At 45.4% G+C, this 19,091-nt stretch carries 20 protein-coding genes; 18 read left to right on the forward strand and 2 right to left on the reverse strand.

Features of this window, described 5'->3' with window-relative positions:
* Positions 1-136 precede the first annotated feature (136 nt).
* The 11 genes from WCV65_RS06585 to WCV65_RS06635 all read left to right on the forward strand — a co-directional run bounded on the left by WCV65_RS06585 (position 137) and on the right by WCV65_RS06635 (position 12,201).
* On the forward strand, positions 137-922 hold the full coding sequence (locus tag WCV65_RS06585) for a prolyl oligopeptidase family serine peptidase (RefSeq protein WP_338781035.1): 786 nt from the start codon (positions 137-139) through the stop codon (positions 920-922).
* 59 nt (positions 923-981) lie between these two features.
* Positions 982-1,290, forward strand: a complete 309-nt coding sequence (locus WCV65_RS06590; RefSeq protein ID WP_035410724.1) for a metal-sulfur cluster assembly factor — start codon at positions 982-984, stop codon at positions 1,288-1,290.
* A 49-nt stretch (positions 1,291-1,339) separates the two neighbouring features.
* The gene (locus WCV65_RS06595) at positions 1,340-1,462 is read left to right on the forward strand and encodes a hypothetical protein (RefSeq protein ID WP_338781037.1); all 123 of its coding nucleotides are present in this window, start codon (positions 1,340-1,342) and stop codon (positions 1,460-1,462) included.
* 1,195 nt (positions 1,463-2,657) lie between these two features.
* Entirely contained in the window at positions 2,658-3,686 is a 1,029-nt protein-coding gene (gene argC / locus WCV65_RS06600) for an N-acetyl-gamma-glutamyl-phosphate reductase (RefSeq protein WP_338781039.1), read from the forward strand.
* An 87-nt stretch (positions 3,687-3,773) separates the two neighbouring features.
* On the forward strand, positions 3,774-4,991 hold the full coding sequence (gene argJ, locus WCV65_RS06605; RefSeq protein ID WP_338782189.1) for a bifunctional ornithine acetyltransferase/N-acetylglutamate synthase: 1,218 nt from the start codon (positions 3,774-3,776) through the stop codon (positions 4,989-4,991).
* Between the two features lie 13 nt (positions 4,992-5,004).
* Positions 5,005-5,784, forward strand: a complete 780-nt coding sequence (gene argB / locus WCV65_RS06610; protein WP_338781041.1) for an acetylglutamate kinase — start codon at positions 5,005-5,007, stop codon at positions 5,782-5,784.
* On the forward strand, positions 5,781-6,935 hold the full coding sequence (locus tag WCV65_RS06615) for an acetylornithine transaminase (protein ID WP_338781043.1): 1,155 nt from the start codon (positions 5,781-5,783) through the stop codon (positions 6,933-6,935). Before argB ends, WCV65_RS06615 begins: the two co-directional genes overlap by 4 nt.
* Positions 6,936-7,003: 68 nt before the next feature.
* Entirely contained in the window at positions 7,004-8,056 is a 1,053-nt protein-coding gene (locus WCV65_RS06620) for a carbamoyl phosphate synthase small subunit (protein WP_035409316.1), read from the forward strand.
* A complete protein-coding gene (locus tag WCV65_RS06625; protein WP_338781045.1) occupies positions 8,049-11,051 on the forward strand; it encodes a carbamoyl phosphate synthase large subunit in 3,003 nt (1,000 codons plus the stop codon). The genes WCV65_RS06620 and WCV65_RS06625 overlap by 8 nt, the downstream gene beginning before the upstream one ends.
* On the forward strand, positions 11,039-11,980 hold the full coding sequence (gene argF, locus WCV65_RS06630) for an ornithine carbamoyltransferase (RefSeq protein ID WP_338781046.1): 942 nt from the start codon (positions 11,039-11,041) through the stop codon (positions 11,978-11,980). Before WCV65_RS06625 ends, argF begins: the two co-directional genes overlap by 13 nt.
* Positions 11,981-12,021: 41 nt before the next feature.
* Positions 12,022-12,201, forward strand: a complete 180-nt coding sequence (locus tag WCV65_RS06635; RefSeq protein WP_338781047.1) for a YjzC family protein — start codon at positions 12,022-12,024, stop codon at positions 12,199-12,201.
* Positions 12,202-12,335: 134 nt separating this feature from the next.
* Here WCV65_RS06635 and WCV65_RS06640 read toward each other — a convergent pair whose 3' ends face one another.
* A complete protein-coding gene (locus WCV65_RS06640; RefSeq protein ID WP_035409308.1) occupies positions 12,336-12,521 on the reverse strand; it encodes a YjzD family protein in 186 nt (61 codons plus the stop codon).
* A 210-nt stretch (positions 12,522-12,731) separates the two neighbouring features.
* Here WCV65_RS06640 and WCV65_RS06645 point away from each other — a divergent pair, with 210 nt between their 5' ends.
* From WCV65_RS06645 to WCV65_RS06655, 3 genes are all read left to right on the forward strand, one after another.
* Complete coding sequence (locus tag WCV65_RS06645; RefSeq protein WP_338781050.1) at positions 12,732-13,466, forward strand: hypothetical protein; 735 nt, start codon at positions 12,732-12,734, stop codon at positions 13,464-13,466.
* A gap of 32 nt (positions 13,467-13,498) precedes the next feature.
* The gene (locus tag WCV65_RS06650) at positions 13,499-14,140 is read left to right on the forward strand and encodes a hypothetical protein (protein ID WP_338781051.1); all 642 of its coding nucleotides are present in this window, start codon (positions 13,499-13,501) and stop codon (positions 14,138-14,140) included.
* Between the two features lie 77 nt (positions 14,141-14,217).
* On the forward strand, positions 14,218-14,403 hold the full coding sequence (locus WCV65_RS06655) for a ComZ family protein (RefSeq protein ID WP_338781053.1): 186 nt from the start codon (positions 14,218-14,220) through the stop codon (positions 14,401-14,403).
* Positions 14,404-14,639: 236 nt separating this feature from the next.
* Here the strand turns inward: WCV65_RS06655 and WCV65_RS06660 are convergent, their stop codons facing one another.
* Positions 14,640-14,891, reverse strand: coding sequence for a hypothetical protein (locus tag WCV65_RS06660; protein ID WP_338781055.1), 252 nt, complete (start codon positions 14,889-14,891; stop codon positions 14,640-14,642).
* Between the two features lie 172 nt (positions 14,892-15,063).
* On the opposite strand from WCV65_RS06660, the gene WCV65_RS06665 reads away from it, so the two are divergent.
* The 4 genes from WCV65_RS06665 (at position 15,064) to WCV65_RS06680 (ending at position 19,031) form a co-directional block, all read left to right on the forward strand.
* The gene (locus WCV65_RS06665) at positions 15,064-15,996 is read left to right on the forward strand and encodes a beta-ketoacyl-ACP synthase III (RefSeq protein ID WP_035409298.1); all 933 of its coding nucleotides are present in this window, start codon (positions 15,064-15,066) and stop codon (positions 15,994-15,996) included.
* A 40-nt stretch (positions 15,997-16,036) separates the two neighbouring features.
* Positions 16,037-17,275, forward strand: coding sequence for a beta-ketoacyl-ACP synthase II (gene fabF, locus WCV65_RS06670; protein ID WP_338781056.1), 1,239 nt, complete (start codon positions 16,037-16,039; stop codon positions 17,273-17,275).
* Between the two features lie 116 nt (positions 17,276-17,391).
* Positions 17,392-18,177 (forward strand): DUF2268 domain-containing protein, encoded by a 786-nt coding sequence (locus WCV65_RS06675; protein ID WP_338781057.1) that lies wholly within the window; start codon positions 17,392-17,394, stop codon positions 18,175-18,177.
* A 101-nt stretch (positions 18,178-18,278) separates the two neighbouring features.
* Positions 18,279-19,031, forward strand: coding sequence for a YjbA family protein (locus WCV65_RS06680; protein WP_035409293.1), 753 nt, complete (start codon positions 18,279-18,281; stop codon positions 19,029-19,031).
* Positions 19,032-19,091 lie beyond the last annotated feature (60 nt).

Here is a 19,091-nt window from a genome sequence, read left to right on the forward strand (position 1 = left end):
TTAGTCCCTATTGTTATTATATCAAAAATACTCCAGTCTTAACGAATTCTAAAGACTGCGGATTTTTTTAAAAGAAACCAAAAGCATGATACACTATATTCAGATAAGGTGTTAGCACAACAAGGAGGATGCTTTAGTGGTCATTGTGGAGAGAATTATCGCGGGCGGAGTACCAAGTCTGCATGTTGTTAAAGAAGAGCTGAAAAATGAGCAAACACCGTTTGTGCTTTTTGTGCACGGTTTTACAAGCGCAAAGGAACACAATTTGCACTACGCATACCTGCTCGCTGAAAAAGGAGCCAGAGTGGTTCTTCCGGAAGCCCTATACCATGGTGAACGGTCAGAATCCATGCCGCCAATGGAATTGAACGTCCGCTTTTGGGACATCGTAATGAATACCATTCATGAACTAAAGGCGATCAAGGATTTCTTTCTGAATGAGGGATTGATTGATGAATCCCGAATTGGCGTATCCGGAACCTCAATGGGCGGAATTGTTACGCTTGGGGCACTTACCCAGTATGAATGGATTTCCGCAGGAGTCAGCTTAATGGGCAGTCCCCACTACGTCCACTTTTTACGAAAACAGGTGGACTATTTGAGAGATGCAGGGCATGTCCTGCCAATTTCAGACGAAGATCTGGAAGCGAAAATGCAATCGCTCGAGCCATTTGATCTGAGCTTACATAAAGAGAGTCTAAATGAACGTCCGCTCCTGTTCTGGCACGGAGAAAAAGACCAAGTCGTACCTTTCAAGCCGACATGGGCGTTTTATGAGGACATTCGGTCTGCCTACGAGGCCAATCCGGACAACATTCAGTTTATTCGGGATCCGAATGCCGACCATAAAGTATCCAGAGAGGGCTTGCTTGGACTTGTAAATTGGTTCGAGACTCACCTTTCCCTGAGCACGCGGGTTTAACAATTAAGCAAAGTCCGTTATAATGCGGAAATAGGCACTGAATGAAGGAGTGAACCAAAATGGAAGAAGCATTAAAAGAAAATCTCATGGGCGCGCTTGAACAAGTCGTCGATCCTGAACTTGGAATTGATATCGTCAACCTCGGCCTCGTATACGATGTTGAAATGGATGAAGCCGGTGCAACCACAGTCACCATGACCCTGACATCCATGGGCTGCCCGCTCGCCGGAACAATCGTAGACCAAGTGAAAATTGCACTTGGCGATATCCCGGAAGTAAAAGAAACCGAAGTTAACATCGTCTGGAATCCGCCGTGGTCCAAAGACCGCATGTCACGCTACGCAAAAATTGCGCTGGGCATTACCTGATCTATCTAGTACAAGCACCGCTTGCCTTATTGGCAGGAGGTGCTTTTTTTTGTCGGAACAGAGTGATGCTGGTGATGCTCTTTGGGGTGTATATCGCTCATTGTGGATGGGATATCCTCAGTCAGACAGAGATATGAATCATTCCTCCCTGGATATCGGCCACTGGGCTTAATATATCGGACATTCGCAAGGATATCGGACACTTTGGAAGGGATATCGCTCACTCAGATCGAGATATCGGACATTTCGCCCAGGATATCGGCCACAGCCGTTGATATATCGGACATTCGCGAGTATATCGGACACTTTGGAGGGGATATCGCTCACTTAGATTGAGATATCGGACATTCAGCCCAGGATATCGGCCACAGCCGTTGATATATCGGACATTCGTAAGGATATCGGACACTTTGAATGGGATATTGCTCAGTCAGACAGAGATATCGGTCATTCCTCCCTGGATATCGGCCACTGGGCTTAATATATCGGACATTCGCAAGGATATCGGACACTTTGGAGGGGATATCGCTCACTCAGATTGAGATATCGGACATTCAGCCCAGGATATCGGCCACTAGCCTTGAAATATCGGACATTCGCAAGGATATCGGACATTATTAAAGGGATATCGCTCACTCAGATCGAGATATCGGCCACAGCCCCTGTTATATCGGACATTCGCGAGGATATCGGACACTAAAGAAGGGATATCGCTCACTCAGATTGAGATATCGGACATTCAGCCCAGGATATCGGCCACTAGCCTTGAAATATCGGACATTCGCAAGGATATTGGACATTAATAAAGGGATATCGCTCACTCAGATCGAGATATCGGCCACTCCCCCCAGGATATCGGCCACAGCCCCTGTTATATCGGACATTCGCAAGGAAATCGGCCACTAAAAAAGGGATATCGCTCACTCGGACCGACATATCGGCTACTCCGCCCAAGATATCGGCCACTTTAAAAGAGATATCGCTCACAGAGTCCAATAAATTGGACTCCCACTCAGAAGATCATATAACTTCTAACTGACGGTCCCGTATCCTTCTAAGCTGGCCCGCAAATCCCCGGACTTGGCCCGCAAACCCTCGAACTTGGCCCGTATCCACTAAAAGTAAGCCCGGATTTTCCCAGAATCAGCCCCCAAAAAATTTTCCCGCGCTGATCAAACATAAATACGATTCGTTCTCCTAAAATCGTTCCCGAAAAAAATTCTCTGTCCCTTACACCACCGCTGTAAAGGAGTTTAGGAGCTTATCTGCCAGAGTTCGTCAATAAAATTATAAATATACAGTTGATTTTATTTATATGCGTATTTATAATGGTAACTAATTCAAAGAATGATACGGTGGGTGATGGTTTGAACATAGGAATTGTAGGGTCTACTGGTTATGGAGGAATTGAGCTTTATAGATTGCTAGTGAATCATCCTTATACAGATAAATGTATATTATATACATCCTCTCAAGGAGGCAATCTCTATTCGGATGTATACCCTCATTTGAACAGCATCGAGGATGAACCCTTGCGAAACGTGGACGAAGCGGAAGGAATCGATATCATGTTTATCGCAGCTCCTCCAGGAGTATCGGCTGAATTGACGCCTAAGCTGTTGAATAAAGGGTTTAAAGTGATTGACTTATCCGGAGATCTCAGACTTAAAAACGGCAGCGATTATGAGAGATGGTATAAACGGCCTCCGGCGCCGGAAGAAATTCTGGAACAAGCCGTGTATGGATTATCTGAATTAAACCGGGTGAACATTACGGAAACGAAGGTCCTTTCAAATCCCGGTTGTTATCCGACGGCCTCCTTGCTTGGGCTTGCACCGCTTATTCATCAGCATGCCATCGATCCGGCATCGATTATCATAGATGCGAAGTCAGGTATTTCCGGGGCTGGAAGAAAGGCAGGCCTTGGAACACATTATTCCGAGCTTAATGAGAATTTTAAAGTTTACAAGATTGGAGAGCACCAGCACATTCCTGAGATTGAGCAGCAGTTAGGCCAGTGGATGGGAGAGCCTGTCACAATCAGCTTCACCCCTCATCTTGTCCCGATGACGAGAGGGATTATGGCGACGATGTATGTGACGCTGACCGAAGGAATCAGTACAGAGATGCTGATCGAGAGCTATCAGTCTTTTTATGAGCAGGCTCCATTTGTAAGAGTGCGTAAGCCGGGAAGTGAACCGCAGACGAAGGAAGTAGCGGGCTCAAATTTTTGCGATATTGGGTTAAAAGTTGATGAACGCACGGGCAGGGTTGTAATTGCCTCCGTTATTGATAACTTGATGAAGGGAGCTGCCGGGCAGGCGGTTCAAAATTACAATTTGATGAATGGATGGGATGAACAGACAGGGCTAAGGCTTGTTCCGGTGTATCCATAAAGTCATTAGAAAAGCGAATACATGTCCAGCTGATCTAAGCTGCCTTATAAAAATAAATGTTCGGGAGTGTTGAATGTGCAGGAAGTAATGGAGGCATCCATGACGATTGTAAAGCATGGATCTGTCGTATCGCCGAAAGGATTTAGTGCAGATGGGGTCCATTGCGGCCTTCGGTACTCCAAAAAAGATTTAGGCGTCATTTTAAGCGAGGTGCCGGCAAGTGCCGCTGCTGTCTATACACAGAGCCATTTTCAAGCCGCACCATTAAAAGTAACACAGGAAAGCATTGCCGCCGGTAAAAAAATTCAGGCTTTGATTGTTAATAGCGGCAATGCAAATGCATGCACAGGAAAACAGGGTCTGGCGGATGCTTATCAAATGAGACGTGCGTGCGCTGAAAGGTTTGGTATTAATGAATACTTGACCGCTGTTGCTTCAACAGGGGTGATTGGCGAGCAAATGAATATGAAGAAAATCCTGGAGGGAGTTCCGCTGCTGAACCCGGCAAGCACAAAAGAAAGCGGCCATTCTTTTGAAACAGCTATTCTTACAACCGATACGGGCGTTAAGAATACGGCAGCAAAGCTTGCCATCGATGGAAAGGAAGTATGGATTGGCGGGGCGGCAAAGGGTTCAGGAATGATTCATCCGAACATGGCAACCATGCTTGGCTTTATTACCACAGATGCCGCAATTGATTCTGTTCATCTTCAGCAGCTGTTAAGCGAGGCAACAGACACATCCTTTAACCAGATTACAGTGGATGGAGAAACATCCACAAATGACATGGTGCTTGTGCTTGCAAATGGGATGGCAGAAAATGATCCGCTAACCCCGAACCATCCTCAATGGGAGGTTTTCAAAAACGGATTCCAGGAGGTTTGCAAGGATCTCGCCAAACAAATCGCTAAGGATGGAGAGGGCGCGACCAAGCTGATTGAGGTTCAGGTTACCGGTGCTGTCTCCGTTCAGGAAGCAAGAGAAACCGCGAAAAAAGTAGTAGGGTCAAGTCTAGTGAAAACAGCGGTTTTTGGTGAAGATGCGAATTGGGGGCGGATCATTGGAGCTATTGGGCATAGCCGGGCATCCGTCGATCCGGATCAAACCGAGATCTGGCTTGGCGGACAATGTCTGTTCAGCAAAGGGGAACCACAGGATTTTAGCGAGGAAAAAGCAGCAGAATATTTGAAGGATAAAACCATTATGATCCGTGTGAGTCTAGCGGCTGGTGATGCGGAAGCAACCGCATGGGGCTGTGATCTCACATATGATTATGTGAAAATCAATGCGAGCTACAGAACGTGAAGGGGGAAAAACAGTGAGGCCAGTCGTGGTGATCAAATGCGGGGGAAGCATCATTTCCGAGCTTTCAGATTCTTTTTTCTCCTCCATTCATTCTTTAAAGAATTCAGGATGGAACGTCGTTCTTGTACATGGCGGCGGACCTGATATAACCAATACGCTAAAGCAAATGAAGATTCAGACAGAATTTAAGAACGGTCAGCGGAAAACAACAAAGGAAGTATTACATGTCGTTCAGATGACCCTTGCAGGAAAGCTGAATAAACAGCTTGCCGGTGAGTGCCAAAGACGGGGACTTTCCGCAGTCGGTTTATCAGGTCAGGATGCCGGTCTCCTAACTGCCAGGATTCTTGACGAAGAGCTGCTTGGATTGGTAGGGGGCATTGAGAAGGTAAACACGGATGTGCTTGAGCTCTTGCTGAATCAGAATTACATTCCTGTCATCGCTCCCCTAGGTGTTACCGAAGCGTTTGAAACACTGAACGTAAATGCTGATACGGCAGCTGCTGCCATTGCACAGGCGCTAAATGCCGATAAGCTGCTTTTTGTCACAGATGTGGATGGAATTCTAAACAAAGGTGAGCTTATTTGCGAAACGGATCCGGCTGAGATCGAAGGCTGCATTAAAAGCGGCATCATCTCAGGAGGGATGATTCCAAAAGCAGAAGCTGCAGTAAATTCGTTATCAGGGACGCTTAAAGAAGTGATGATCGTAAACGGAAAGAAAGCTTTTCTAAAGGATAATGAATTTTTCGGTACAAAAATTTGTCCTAACAAGGAGGCGGCAGCAGGATGAGTTCTTTATTTCCTACATATGCGCGGTGGAATCTCACCATTGAAGAAGGAAAAGGATCCTGGGTTAAGGATAAGGAGGGGAATAAATACCTAGATTTTATCTCAGGAATCGCGGTGTGCAGCCTCGGCCATCAGTTTGAGCCTGTTAAGCAAGCAGTAGCGGAGCAGCTTGACAAAGTATGGCATGTTTCAAACTTATTCGGGATTGAACTGCAGGAAGAAGCTGCCGGACTTTTAACGAAGCATTCGTTTGCTGATGCGGTATTTTTTTGCAACAGCGGTGCAGAGGCGAATGAAGCAGCGATCAAGCTTGCGAGGAAACATACGGGAAAAGGGAAGGTTGTCACCTTCAAGCAGTCCTTCCATGGCCGGACATTTGCCACAATGGCCGCAACTGGCCAGGAAAAAGTCAGGGCAGGCTACGGAGAAATGCTTCCGTCCTTTGAATATTTACCCTACAACGATCTAAGTGCACTGGATGAACTTGATGGAGAGAACTGTGCGGCAATCATGCTTGAAATCATTCAAGGTGAGGGCGGAGTCGTGCCGGGAACGGAAGCGTTTTTAAAAAAAGTCGAGGAAACCTGCAAAACTTTAGGCTGCTTGCTGATTGTGGATGAAGTCCAAACAGGGATAGGCCGTACCGGTAAATTGTTTGCCCATGAGGGGCTAATAACCCCTGACATCGTCACCTCAGCCAAAGGTTTAGGGAATGGATTTCCTGTAGGGGCGATGCTTGGCAAAAGTGAATGCATTCCTTCCTTTCAGCCTGGTTCGCACGGATCCACCTTTGGAGGCAATCCACTGGCGATGGCTGCAGTGAAGGCTGTTCTTGAAACCGTTCTTGAAGATGGGTTTCTGGATGCTGTTCAGAAAAATGGAGAGAATCTAATGAACCACCTCAAAAGTGAACTGGAGATCCTTCCCATGGTCAATGAGGTTAGGGGAAAGGGAATGATGATTGGCATTGAGTGGAATGGTCCGGTTGCCGGCATCATTTCAGAGCTTAGAGAAAACGGGCTGCTCGTCCTGCCTGCGGGAGAGAATGTCATTCGCCTGCTGCCGCCTATTAATAGTACAGATGAAGAGTGCAGGATGGCTGTTTCCATGCTAAAAGCGGTTCTTGACCTACATTCCAAAGCAAGCGTCTAAATTTTTTTAAGTAAAAATGAATAAAAATACATAATAATTAATTAATATACAAAAATGAGGTGAGTGGAATGAAAGGGTACATCAAGCTTGAAAACGGATTGGAATTAGCAGGGGAGCTTGGAGATGAAGCTCAGCCGGAAACGGAAGGCGAAGCTGTATTTTTTACAGGTATGACGGGTTATCAGGAGGTTTTAAGCGATCCGTCCTATCAGAACCAAATCCTTGTATTTACGTATCCGCTTATCGGAAATTACGGAATCAATTTAGAGGATTTTGAAAGCAAGCGACCACAAATTAAAGGGGCTGTATTTTATGAATGCTGTGAAGCGTTCTCTCATTATGAAGCGGTATACAGCCTGCAAGCGTACTTAAAAAAGTGGAAGATTCCGTTCTTGCATCATGTAGATACGCGATATTTAGTGAAAAACATCCGGTCTTCCGGAACAATGAACGCGAAAATCACGTCAGTTCCAGCAGCCAATGTACCGCCAATTAAACTGCCGGAGCATAGCGGCGGGGAAACGTCTACACATGGAAATGGTATCCAGCATACCGTGCTCATTGATTTTGGATTTAAAAAATCGATCCTGACTGCTTTGATTGAACGCGGCCAAAAGGTTACGGTTCTTCCTTATGAAAAAATGGAGGCGGTGTTTGATCTTCATCCGGATGGCGTTGTTTTTTCCAACGGTCCCGGTGATCCGAAGCAGCTTGCAGGGTATTTATCGGCCGTTAAAAAAATTGCACGTGCCTTCCCGGTACTCGGCATCTGTTTAGGGCACCAGCTCCTTGCTCTCGCCCATGGCGAGGATACCGAAAAGCTGCCATTCGGCCATCGCGGCGCAAATCATCCTGTACTGGACAGGGAAACGGGAAAGGTATTCATGACCTCTCAAAACCACAGCTACGTTGTAAAAAGAAACAAGGGCACTCAGGAGCTTAAAATTCGCTTTGAAAATGTTAATGACGGAAGTGTGGAAGGATTATTCCATCCGGAAAAACAAATTCTTTCCGTTCAATTTCATCCGGAAGCAAATCCTGGACCGCGTGAAAGCGAATGGATCTTTGATGAATACAAAGCGATGATGAATCAGACAGGGAGAGTTGCTATCTATGCCTAAGGATCAAGCCATTAAGCGAGTTCTCGTTATAGGGTCCGGTCCAATCGTAATTGGCCAGGCCGCAGAATTTGATTATTCCGGAACGCAGGCCTGTCTCGCTTTGAAGGAAGAAGGCTGCGAAGTCATTCTAATCAATAATAACCCCGCGACTATTATGACAGACCCGGATATTGCCGATACTGTCTACTTTGAACCGATGACTGCATCTTCAATCGAGAAAATTATTGAAAAAGAAAAACCGGATGGCCTGCTCCCGACAGTTGGCGGACAAACCGGATTAAATCTGGCACTTGAATTGGACGAAAAGGGTGTACTTGACCGATTTGGAGTCAAACTTCTTGGAACCTCCGCCGCTTCCATAAAAAAAGGGGAAGACAGGGAGCAATTCAGAAAGCTCATGCATGACATGAAGGAGCCGGTTCCTGAAAGCATGATTGTAAATGATGTGGCGCAGGGTGCTGATTTTGCCAAAGAAATCGGATATCCCATCATTATCCGTCCCGCCTATACTCTTGGCGGCAAAGGCGGCGGTATTGCCAGAACGGAGAAAGAGCTTGAACAAATGCTGCTTCATGGATTAGAAGCAAGTCCAATTCATCAGTGCCTGGTGGAAAAAAGCATTGCCGGTTTTAAGGAAGTGGAGTACGAGGTCATGCGGGATGCGGCGGGAACATCGGTCACCATCTGCAATATGGAAAATTTCGATCCTGTCGGAATTCACACGGGAGACTCCATTGTTGTTGCTCCATCCCAGACACTAACGGACAAAGAATACCACATGCTTAGACAGTCGGCTTTAAGAATTATTGGAGAGCTCGGCATCATTGGGGGCTGCAACATTCAATTTGCCCTCGATCCGGAAAGTAAGCAGTACTTTGTCATTGAAGTGAATCCTAGGGTGAGCCGTTCATCCGCTTTAGCCTCAAAGGCAACCGGTTATCCCATTGCCCGGATTGCTGCAAAGCTTGCACTCGGTTTTACCCTAAATGAATTAAAAAATCCGTTAACCGAAACAACTTACGCAAGCTTTGAACCGGCACTTGATTATGTGGCAGTCAAATTTCCGAGATGGCCCTTTGATAAATTCAAAGACCTGGACCGTCTGCTCGGAACAAAAATGAAAGCAACCGGAGAAGTCATGTCGCTTTCCAGAAACATGGAAGCAGGGTTTCTTAAAGCACTTGATTCTCTTGAGCTTGATACGATAGGAGCTTTTTCCCCTGAAATAGCTCAGCAAACGGACGAAGAGCTTGTTCAACTCATCAAGCATGCGGATGACCGCCGGTTTTTCGCCATTGCCGAAAGCATGAGAAGAGGGAGCACCTTGGAGGACATTCATAGCATGACAAAGATTGACCGCTATTTCTTGGCTGTTGTCCAATCCATTATAAAAATGGAACTGGAGATGAACTCTTCGTCCGTTATAGAAAAGGAACAGCTTGCACGCTGGAAGGAAAAAGGCTTTTCAGATCCGTCCATTGCGCTATGGGCTGACTGTCAGGAGAATGAAGTCAGAGAGCTTCGCAGAAAATGGGGCATCGAAGCGGTCTACAAAATTGTCGACACATGTGCGGCAGAATTTGAAGCAAGAACGAATTATTTTTATTCGGCCTATTTTGGTGAACAAGAGCTGATTCCGGAGAAAAGCGGGGCAAAACGTGTCCTGATCATTGGCTCCGGACCAAATCGGATCGGGCAGGGAATTGAGTTTGACTACAGCGCTGTCCATGGAATAAAAGCATTAAAGAAAATGGGCTGTGAAGCGATTATGATCAACAGCAATCCAGAGACAGTGAGTACAGATTATGAATTGGCAGATCGGCTCTATTTTGAACCGCTCACCTTTGAATATGTCATGAATGTAATTGAGCATGAACAAGCTGATGCTGTCATCGTGCAGTATGGAGGACAGACGGCGATAAATCTTGCCGAAAAGCTTGAAGAGGCAGGGGTCACGCTGCTTGGAACCGATCATCAAACGCTTTTTAAACTGGAAGACCGCGATGCTTTTTATCAGCTGCTTGACGAATGCGGGATCCCCCATGTAAAAGGATCAAGTGCCCTTACGGCAGAGGAAGCGGAGGCCGCAGCGAAAGAAATCGGATTTCCGATCCTTCTTCGCCCTTCTTACGTAATTGGAGGAAAGGGAATGGTGGTGGCAGAAAATGAAGAGCAGCTAAAAGCCCTTCTCCTAAAAGCAGGGCCGGATGTATTCCCGGTTCTCGTTGATCACTACACCGAAGGAAATGAAGCGGAGCTGGATCTTGTTTCAGATGGGAAAAATGTTTGGATTCCGCTAATTATCGAGCATGTGGAGCGCGCAGGTGTGCATTCTGGTGACAGTATGGCCATCCTTCCCGCTCAATCCTATTCGGTAAAACAAATTCAAACGTTAAAGGACTATGCTTTTTTAATCGCCCTCTCTTTGGGTTACAAAGGAATTATGAATATTCAATTCATCATCGAAGGAGAGCAAATCTATGTCCTGGAAGTAAATCCCCGGGCAAGCAGGACTGCACCGGTCGTAAGCAAAGTGGTGCAAAGCTCCTTGATTGAAGCAGCCACGAAGGCGCTTCTCGGAGGAGAATTAATCGATCAGAGCCATGATGCGGCGTTTACAGCTGTAAAATTCCCTGTATTCTCTACCCATGCTCTTCATGATCAAAAACTGGACCTTGGACCGGAGATGAAATCTACAGGGGAAGGTATGTGTATTGGCAAAAGCCTTGAAGAGGCCCTAAATAAAGTGTTTGACGACGGCAAGGAAAAGAATCTTCTGACGGACGCGCAAACCTTAAGCCAAGAGCAGCTGAAATCCTGTGTATTGTATAGCCCCAACGGCAACGAATCGGCGAGAAAAACTGCACTGGCATATGGACAGCGGGTGCTGACAGAAAAAGAGACGTATTTAGCGTATATAAAAGGGAAGGCGGCAGCTTCAGCAGGGCCGATTCCAATCCAAAGCAGAAAGGAAGTGGGCGCATGCACGCCTTAACGAATGAACAGCAAAGCTTGAAGGGGGAGGATTTTTTAACCCTTTTAGAGCTAGATGCCTATCTCATCCATGCTCTTCTTAATGAGGCAGCGGCTTTGAAAAAAGCACCGATTGAGTCATCTCTGAAAGGTAAGACGCTTGCCATGATTTTCGAAAAATCTTCAACGAGAACACGCGTATCCTTTGAAGCTGGAATGCTTCAGCTAGGCGGGCATGCCCTGTTTTTAAGCAGCAGCGATCTGCAGCTAGGAAGAGGAGAAACCATCGCTGATACCGCGAAGGTACTCTCGTCATACGTCGACGCGATTATGATTCGCACATTCGAGCATGAAAAGGCCGCCGAACTGGCTGCGCATGCTACAGTCCCAGTCATTAACGGTTTGACGGATTTATACCATCCCTGCCAGGCATTGGCAGATTTATTGACGATTCAGGAGCTGAAAGGCAGCTTCTCCGGGAAAAAAATTGCATACGTAGGGGATGGCAACAATGTAGCCCATTCCCTTATGATTGCCTGTGTAAAGATGGGAATGGATTTTACCCTGGCATCACCTAAAGGGTATGAAGCTGATGAATCCGTTATAAAAGAAGTGAAAAACATATCAAAACAAACCGGCTCAAAGCTTGAATTTACATGCTCTCCACAAAAAGCCGCAGCAGGAGCAGATATTCTGTATTCGGATGTGTGGACCAGTATGGGACAGGAAGAGGAGTCAATGAAGAGGCTGAAGGATTTTGAGGGATTCCAGGTGAATGCGGAATTGATGAACTTTGCGAAGCCTGACGCCCATTTTCTCCATTGTCTTCCCGCTCATCGCGAAGAAGAAGTTACCGCAGAAGTGATCGATGGACCTCAATCTGCTGTCTTCCAGCAGGCTGAAAACCGTCTTCATGCTCAAAAAGCTCTTTTAAAAATGATTCTCTGCTAAACGGGCATACTATGCAGGAACATTGATTAGGAGGGTTTGACATGGGACAGCAGCATCGTTTTCGTGAAGGCCAAAAAGCGCCCAATAACGGCGTTTATGTTGAAATCGGAGAAACGGGAGACAACGTCATGCATCCAAAGCAAATTAAGCTGAGTGCCGGCGATCATTTTCCTGAAACATCGAATCACAACAGGCAGTGGACTTATAAAAGAAAGCCGTAAGAGTAATCGCGGAAATAGTGAAATACTGAACGCCCACGTGCAGAGAGCAGAAGATTTTTCTGCCGCGGAGTGATAGGGGCTATAAAGATAGAAATAAAAAAGACCTGTCCAATTGGAAGGTCTTTTTTTGCTTATTAATGCTGATCATTCACAGGCTCATTTGGAATCAAAGCAGCTATAGCGAAGATCAAAATGGTTACAACAACGGATAAAATGGTCGCTGTCATAAAATCGTATGCGCTTCCAACCATTGACGAAGTAACGTAGGTAAGCATATGTACTAACAGAAACGCCCAGAAAAACGTCCAAAAATAACGCAAAATTTTCCCCTCCATTTGCACACAATTCTTCTTTTATGATATCACACATAAATTAGACAATAAAGGTTAGAAATGAAACATTTGTGACAAGGATTTGTCCGTTAGCCATAGAATTTCCTAAAGAGAGGGTGGGCTCCTTCCCACGCCATTTATTTTCTCTGTCATAAGATAAAGCGGGCACATCTCTGAAAAGGAAAGGCGGTGAGCAGCATGGAAATTTATGATCGTTTTTTTCAGTATGAGTCAGAATGGACGGTTATTCATACTCCTTATCAGCCGAACGGTTTCGGAATATTGATTTTAGGCGATAAAAATCATTTTGTGGATGGGCATACAAGTTTCTGGATGCAGCATCTAGGGCGCAAACAGCTGCTTGCCGCTCTGAGGAAGGCAGGCTTTACTCTCATTCAGTCCAATCTGCATGGCAGCCATTGGGGATCGCCAAAAGCAGGCGATTTGGCAGAAAAGCTCCTGTATCTTTTTCCTAAAAAAGAAATTATTAATGACAAGGTTCACCTTCTGGCAGAGGGCACAGGGGCGCTTGCGGCAATTGAGCTAATGGAAAGAAGCCCTGAGAAGCTGCGCTCAATCGGCCTCTTCAACCCGTGTTTAGATTTGCAGAGCTATTTTCAGGATGAGAAGATGAATAAGCTTTTTTATAAACGCCTTACAAGAGAAATAGCAGCAGCCTATGAAATCGATGAAAAGGAATTGGAGCATTATTCGTTTCGCTCTCTTAAACAGCTTGAATCCACAATTCCGGTTAAGATATGGGACCGGATGAGCGGGACGCCATTCCCCTATCATAAACACAGTAAAGCATTTGAAGAGCATAGAAAAGAACAAGGCTATCCAATCGAATTAATCTTGCATTTGGGCGAGCAGCCATACCGGATCCATCAATCTGTTATTAAGTACTTTTCGCTGCATCAGAAAAATTTATAAAAAAGAGGAAGATCATGATTAGGAGGGAAGCCATGAAGAAGGCAGCCGTATTGGGAGCTCAGACGTTTCTTGGTTTCGCACTGTGCATGGAGTGGCTCGAAAAAGGTGTTGAAGTTCTTGCTGTTTATGAACATGGAAAGAACAGTCTGGAAAAACGGCGAATGGAAGAAATGTGGATGACAGTAGGAAGGAACGCGTTATTTGAATTGGTTAGCGTGGAAGAAAATCCTGATTTGACATCGTGTGAAGCGGCGGTTTGTGAAGCAGAGTGGCTGAAGCATCACGATGAAGTTGATTTCCCGCTTCTCATAATTGAGAGGGGAAGCAAAGCGAGAAAAAACGACAGAGACGACACTGCGGTTGTTTATGCAGGGAGTATGTACGGACCATGGCAGCCTGTAACGGAAGAGCTGACAAATTGGAGGGCTGAAGATTTTAAAGTCCCTCCTTTTAAAGATGATCCTGGACTGTATATTGAAGATGCGGCTAAAACAATCGCAGAATTGGCAAGTAAGGATTTCAGAGGCCAATCATTTTATCTCCCGGGAAATGGTGTTCGCAGTGAGGAACTGTATCCTCTCGCTCAGGAAACCTCTTTAAAGGAGGGACTGGAAGAACTGAAGAAGCATATGGAGCAGTATCCTTTTCTTTATGGCTCATCCGCGCTTGTCTGATGGAGGATTTAAGAATATAGTAGTAGTAGAAACCCGCTGGACAAGCAGGATTATTTAAATAAAGGAGATACAATAATATGGATCAGCACGAAAAACAAATGGAATTTATGCAGATTGCGATGAAATATTTTCCTGAAGCAAAACAGCAGCTTGATGAACTTGGCCTGGAGCTGTCTATGGAACACATCCAGCCTTTGCTTGGTTTATTCAATAAAGTAATGGCTGAGGCGTATGATTTAGGTAAAAAAGACGCTTTAAAATAATGTCTCTGTTTAAAGCAAGTTGTTGATTTTTAACACCTGTTGATTGAAGTGGAAGGCGCGAGACTCCTGAGGGAGCGGCGGGACAGGTGAGACCCCGCAGTCGTGAAGCAAGGAGGAGGCTCACCGCCCGCCCAAGAATAAGCGAGTGCCTGCTAGCTGCAATCAACAGCCAAATTTTACTGAGTTAAAATAATAGAAAGGCTTGAACCCGGAAAAGGCAGTTCAAGCCTTTTTTTTCATTCTTCACTGAATTTCTTTTTTATGATATCCAGCATCGGTGAAAGTTTTTTAAACATAGGCTTCATTTCTTTAAGGGACCCCATAATATCATCAACCTGCATCATGATTTTCATGTATTCTAGCTGATCTTCATCTTCATTGGAATCAGACATCGAATCTTTAGGTGCTTCATCCATTTTTTCATCAATCTTTTCCTGGCGGCTTCCAAACATCAGCTGATCAAACTTGTTTTTTTGGGGACTTGCCATTCTTTTCACCTTCCCGGCAATATAGTTCTGCTGATAATAATCTATGAAGGGGAGACAAATGTGCATGGACGAATGCATTAGTCTTATTGATAAATTAAAAGATATGAGCTAAAATTAGTACCAAGTCATAATATATGATGTTAAAAATTTCTATACTAAAGGGGCTGCACATATGAACGCTGGAATTATCGGAATTGGCCGGTATATCCCTGAAAATGTGGTTACAAATCACGACCTTGAGAAACGTATGGATACGTCGGACGAATGGATCCGTACCCGGACTGGAATAGAGGAAAGACGCATTGCAAGCGATGATATTGATACATCTGATATGGCCTTCATGGCTGCTGAAAAAGCACTGATAGATGCCGGAATTACGGCGGAAGAACTGGATATGATTCTTGTAGCAACCGTAACACCTGATCAGCCGTTCCCTTCGGTTGCATGCCGAATACAGGAGAGACTGGGAGCACGCCAAATTCCTGCAATGGATATTAGTGCTGCATGTGCAGGCTTTATGTACGGTCTTGTCACAGGAAAGCAGTTTATTGAAACGGGTGTCTACAAAAACATTTTGGTTGTAGGCGTTGAAAAGCTATCAAAGGTGACAAACTGGGAAGACCGCAATACGGCTGTTCTTTTCGGAGATGCAGCAGGGGCAGCGATTCTTGGACCTGTTTCTGAAGGGAAAGGTATCCTTTCTTTCGATTTGGGAGCAGACGGTTCAGGCGGCAAACATCTATACCAGGAAGAGTTTATTATCATGAACGGCCGCGAGGTTTTCAAATTTGCAGTTAGGCAAATGGGCGAGTCCAGCGTTAAAGTGCTCGACAAAGCCGGATTGACAAAGGCCGATGTAGATATGCTTGTTCCTCATCAGGCGAACATCCGGATCATGGAAGCATCGAGAGAACGCCTTGAGCTTCCGCCTGAGAAAATGTCTAAGACAGTAAACAAATTTGGAAATACATCCGCAGCTTCTATTCCGCTAAGTATTGTAGAAGAGCTGGAAGCTGGTAAAATAAAAGACGGTGATCTGCTTGTCATGGTAGGATTCGGAGGCGGCTTAACATGGGGCGCCATTGCCATGAGATGGGGACGTTAAAAAGATAAACTATTTTAATGGAAAATGAGGTGTCTTCTATATGGAAAAGAAAAGAGTAGTGGTTACTGGACTGGGGGCTGTCAGTCCTCTGGGATTGGATGTTGAAACAACATGGGAAAATGCGATCAATGGCGTTTCCGGAATCAAGCCGCTTACGCGTGTAAATGCAGATGACTATCCGGCAAAAGTAGCCGGAGAAATCACAGATTTTGATCCTGAACAATATATGGATAAAAAAGAAGCAAGAAAAATGGACCGCTTTACGCAATATGCAGTAGCGGCTTCTATGATGGCCGTAAAAGATGCAAACCTTGAAATTACAGATGAAAATGCTCCAAGGGTTGGAGTATGGGTAGGATCCGGAATCGGAGGAATGGAAACATTCGAAACCCAGCACCGGATTCTTATGGAAAAAGGACCTAAACGCGTAAGCCCGTTTTTTGTGCCGATGATGATTCCTGATATGGCAGCCGGCCAGGTGTCCATTGCACTGGGAGCGAAAGGATTTAACGCATGTACAGTGACTGCCTGTGCGACAGGTACGAACTCCATTGGTGACGCATACCGTGTCATAGAGCGCGGCGATGCGGATGTGATGATTTCCGGAGGAGCAGAAGCACCGCTTTCACAAATGGCTTTTGCCGGTTTCAGCTCAAGCAAAGCGCTATCCACCAATCCGGATCCTGCTAAAGCAAGCCGTCCGTTTGACGCAGAGCGTGATGGTTTTGTAATGGGTGAAGGAGCTGGGATCCTAGTGCTTGAGGAGCTTGAACACGCTCTTGCACGCGGTGCTAAAATTTATGCAGAAATCGTTGGGTATGGTGCAACAGGCGATGCTTATCACATTACGGCTCCGGCTCCAGGAGGAGAAGGAGGAGTCCGTGCAATGAGACAGGCAATTGAAACAGCAAATCTTAAGCCGGAAAATGTTGATTATATTAACGCTCATGGAACCAGCACGCCTTATAATGATAAATTTGAAACACTGGCCATTAAAGAAGTATTCGGAGACCATGCGAAAAAAGTGGCAATCAGCTCAACGAAATCCATGACGGGCCATTTGCTTGGAGCAGCTGGCGGAGTTGAAGCCATCTTCGCTGTACTTTCAATTAAGGAAGGAATCATTCCTCCAACCATCAACCTGGAAAATCCAGATCCGGAATGTGATCTTGATTACGTTCCAAATGAAGCCCGCAAAACAAATGTGAATGTGGCTCTCAGCAATTCACTTGGCTTTGGCGGTCATAATGCAACGATCTTGTTTAAAAAATACGAGTAAGTTAGAAGCTGCCGATTGAATCGGCAGCTTTTTGCTATTTAACACTGGTCGTTAAAAAGAAAATTCCCTTCCCACATTCACCCGTCCCTTCATACATTAAAAAAGGGGGGATGAAGATGGGTGTAATTAGAACGGACCAATGGTTTGAAGAAGAGCTGAGCCTGGATGGGCTTGCCAAAAAGCTGAAACCGTACTTCCCTGACCGGAGTGAAAAAGCACTAATAAAGTCATTGCTTCCATTCGGGGTTTACCGAAATAGCCAGTCTGCTCGTAAGACGATGCAAACCATTAAGGAAGAGAAAATCCTGCCCTACATTAATGGAGAGTTTGAAGCTCTTCGCAAGGAATGGTCTGGTCCGGATGCGCCGGTCTTTATTTTGCCCGGTGATCTATCAAACGGGAAAATTAAGCGGGAGTACGGCGGGAAATCTGGACTCGCTTTTCATGATAAATTGTTTCTGTTTCTGGCTCCAGACGTTCCAAAGGAAGAGATTAAAGCCCTGCTGATTCATGAATATCACCATATTTGCCGGTTAGCCAAGGATCCGAAAAAGGAAAAGGATTATACGCTGGCTGATGTAGTCATTATGGAAGGACTTGCTGAAAATGCCGTCCGGGAATTGCTTGGCGAGGATAAAACAGCGAGCTGGACCAGACTTTATCAGGATACTCAGCTTCTCCAATTTTGGAAAAGGCACATCCTTCCGAACCAGTCCCTCAAGCAGGAGGACCGGCAGTTCGATAAAATGATATACGGATTTGGAATGTACCCGAAAATGCTTGGTTATACAGCCGGGTATTATGCCGTTAAATTCTATATGAAAGATACAGGTTTGATGACGGAGAGTCTTTTCAAAACGCCTTCCGAACGCATAATCAAGGCACTTAATATAGAGGAGTAAATACGAAAGAAATTCCGCCCATAATCTGCAGAAACTGGAATATTTTTTGCTTGTCCTGCCTATACTGATTGACAAACAGATGAGAAGGTGAGGGGTAAGAAATGTTGTTTCTTCATGATGTATGGGTAAATTGGTTTGAGGGAGAAGAAAATGGATATAACGTGTGCCATTTCCACGAATGGCGAAAGGATGACAGTGTTGAGCTTCTGGATCAAGTTCCTTTGCTCAAGGTGAATCAAGTGCTGTTCCGGTATATCGAAAACGATCTTTCCGAGATTCCGCAGAGCCTCCTAAAAGACATTCACCAAAAAGCCTACATCCGGAAAAATCATGAACGAATCCAACTGGATTACTGCTTCGTCGTTACGGATGGACAAGGAATTATTGCAATTGACACAATCGGCTATAGCATCCCTGTACGGAAAAGCCGGTTGATTCCAAGACAGGAACAGCTTGTCTATGAGATGGTGAAAGACGTAGAGGCAGATGATTATCCGTTTCAGGGGCCGCTGCATGGGGAAGAAAAGGAATTTCATATTTTGTCTCTGGCCCCTGATCACATGAGAGGACTGACCCGTAAGGAACGGCAGCTAAAACAGCTTCTATTCATGGCATTGGATCAGCTCCAAACCACAAAAAATACGGCAGAAATAAAATATTGGTACACAGAATGGAATCCGCAGGAGTATGAACAAATCCGTTCCATGGAATTTCAAGATGTCTTCCAAAAGCTATACAGTGAAACCGTAAATGGGTGGTCGCCGAAGCATATGTCGCTATGCGAGCATCTTGTTAAAGGACAACCCTTTTTTGAGAAATTATGGGATACCGAACACGAATCGAAAGTAAATTAAATGCAATGGACAAGCCTCCTGATAACACCGGCTGAAGACTGGGTGCAGGGGGTTTTTGTG

It is taken from the genome of Metabacillus sp. FJAT-52054 (assembly GCF_037201815.1).
Lineage (GTDB): Bacteria > Bacillota > Bacilli > Bacillales > Bacillaceae > Metabacillus_B > Metabacillus_B sediminis.

What these genes read in the sequence shown, in the direction of transcription:
- WCV65_RS06590 (WP_035410724.1), top strand. Translation starts at nt 982, where the DNA reads ATGGAAGAAGCATTAAAAGAAAATCTCATGGGCGCGCTTGAACAAGTC.
- argJ (WP_338782189.1), top strand. Translation starts at nt 3,774, where the DNA reads ATGGAGGCATCCATGACGATTGTAAAGCATGGATCTGTCGTATCGCCG.
- WCV65_RS06615 (WP_338781043.1), top strand. Translation starts at nt 5,781, where the DNA reads ATGAGTTCTTTATTTCCTACATATGCGCGGTGGAATCTCACCATTGAA.
- WCV65_RS06620 (WP_035409316.1), top strand. Translation starts at nt 7,004, where the DNA reads ATGAAAGGGTACATCAAGCTTGAAAACGGATTGGAATTAGCAGGGGAG.
- WCV65_RS06625 (WP_338781045.1), top strand. Translation starts at nt 8,049, where the DNA reads ATGCCTAAGGATCAAGCCATTAAGCGAGTTCTCGTTATAGGGTCCGGT.
- argF (WP_338781046.1), top strand. Translation starts at nt 11,039, where the DNA reads ATGCACGCCTTAACGAATGAACAGCAAAGCTTGAAGGGGGAGGATTTT.
- WCV65_RS06635 (WP_338781047.1), top strand. Translation starts at nt 12,022, where the DNA reads ATGGGACAGCAGCATCGTTTTCGTGAAGGCCAAAAAGCGCCCAATAAC.
- WCV65_RS06645 (WP_338781050.1), top strand. Translation starts at nt 12,732, where the DNA reads ATGGAAATTTATGATCGTTTTTTTCAGTATGAGTCAGAATGGACGGTT.
- WCV65_RS06650 (WP_338781051.1), top strand. Translation starts at nt 13,499, where the DNA reads ATGAAGAAGGCAGCCGTATTGGGAGCTCAGACGTTTCTTGGTTTCGCA.
- WCV65_RS06655 (WP_338781053.1), top strand. Translation starts at nt 14,218, where the DNA reads ATGGATCAGCACGAAAAACAAATGGAATTTATGCAGATTGCGATGAAA.
- WCV65_RS06660 (WP_338781055.1), bottom strand. Translation starts at nt 14,891, where the DNA reads ATGGCAAGTCCCCAAAAAAACAAGTTTGATCAGCTGATGTTTGGAAGC.
- WCV65_RS06665 (WP_035409298.1), top strand. Translation starts at nt 15,064, where the DNA reads ATGAACGCTGGAATTATCGGAATTGGCCGGTATATCCCTGAAAATGTG.
- fabF (WP_338781056.1), top strand. Translation starts at nt 16,037, where the DNA reads ATGGAAAAGAAAAGAGTAGTGGTTACTGGACTGGGGGCTGTCAGTCCT.
- WCV65_RS06675 (WP_338781057.1), top strand. Translation starts at nt 17,392, where the DNA reads ATGGGTGTAATTAGAACGGACCAATGGTTTGAAGAAGAGCTGAGCCTG.
- WCV65_RS06680 (WP_035409293.1), top strand. Translation starts at nt 18,279, where the DNA reads ATGTTGTTTCTTCATGATGTATGGGTAAATTGGTTTGAGGGAGAAGAA.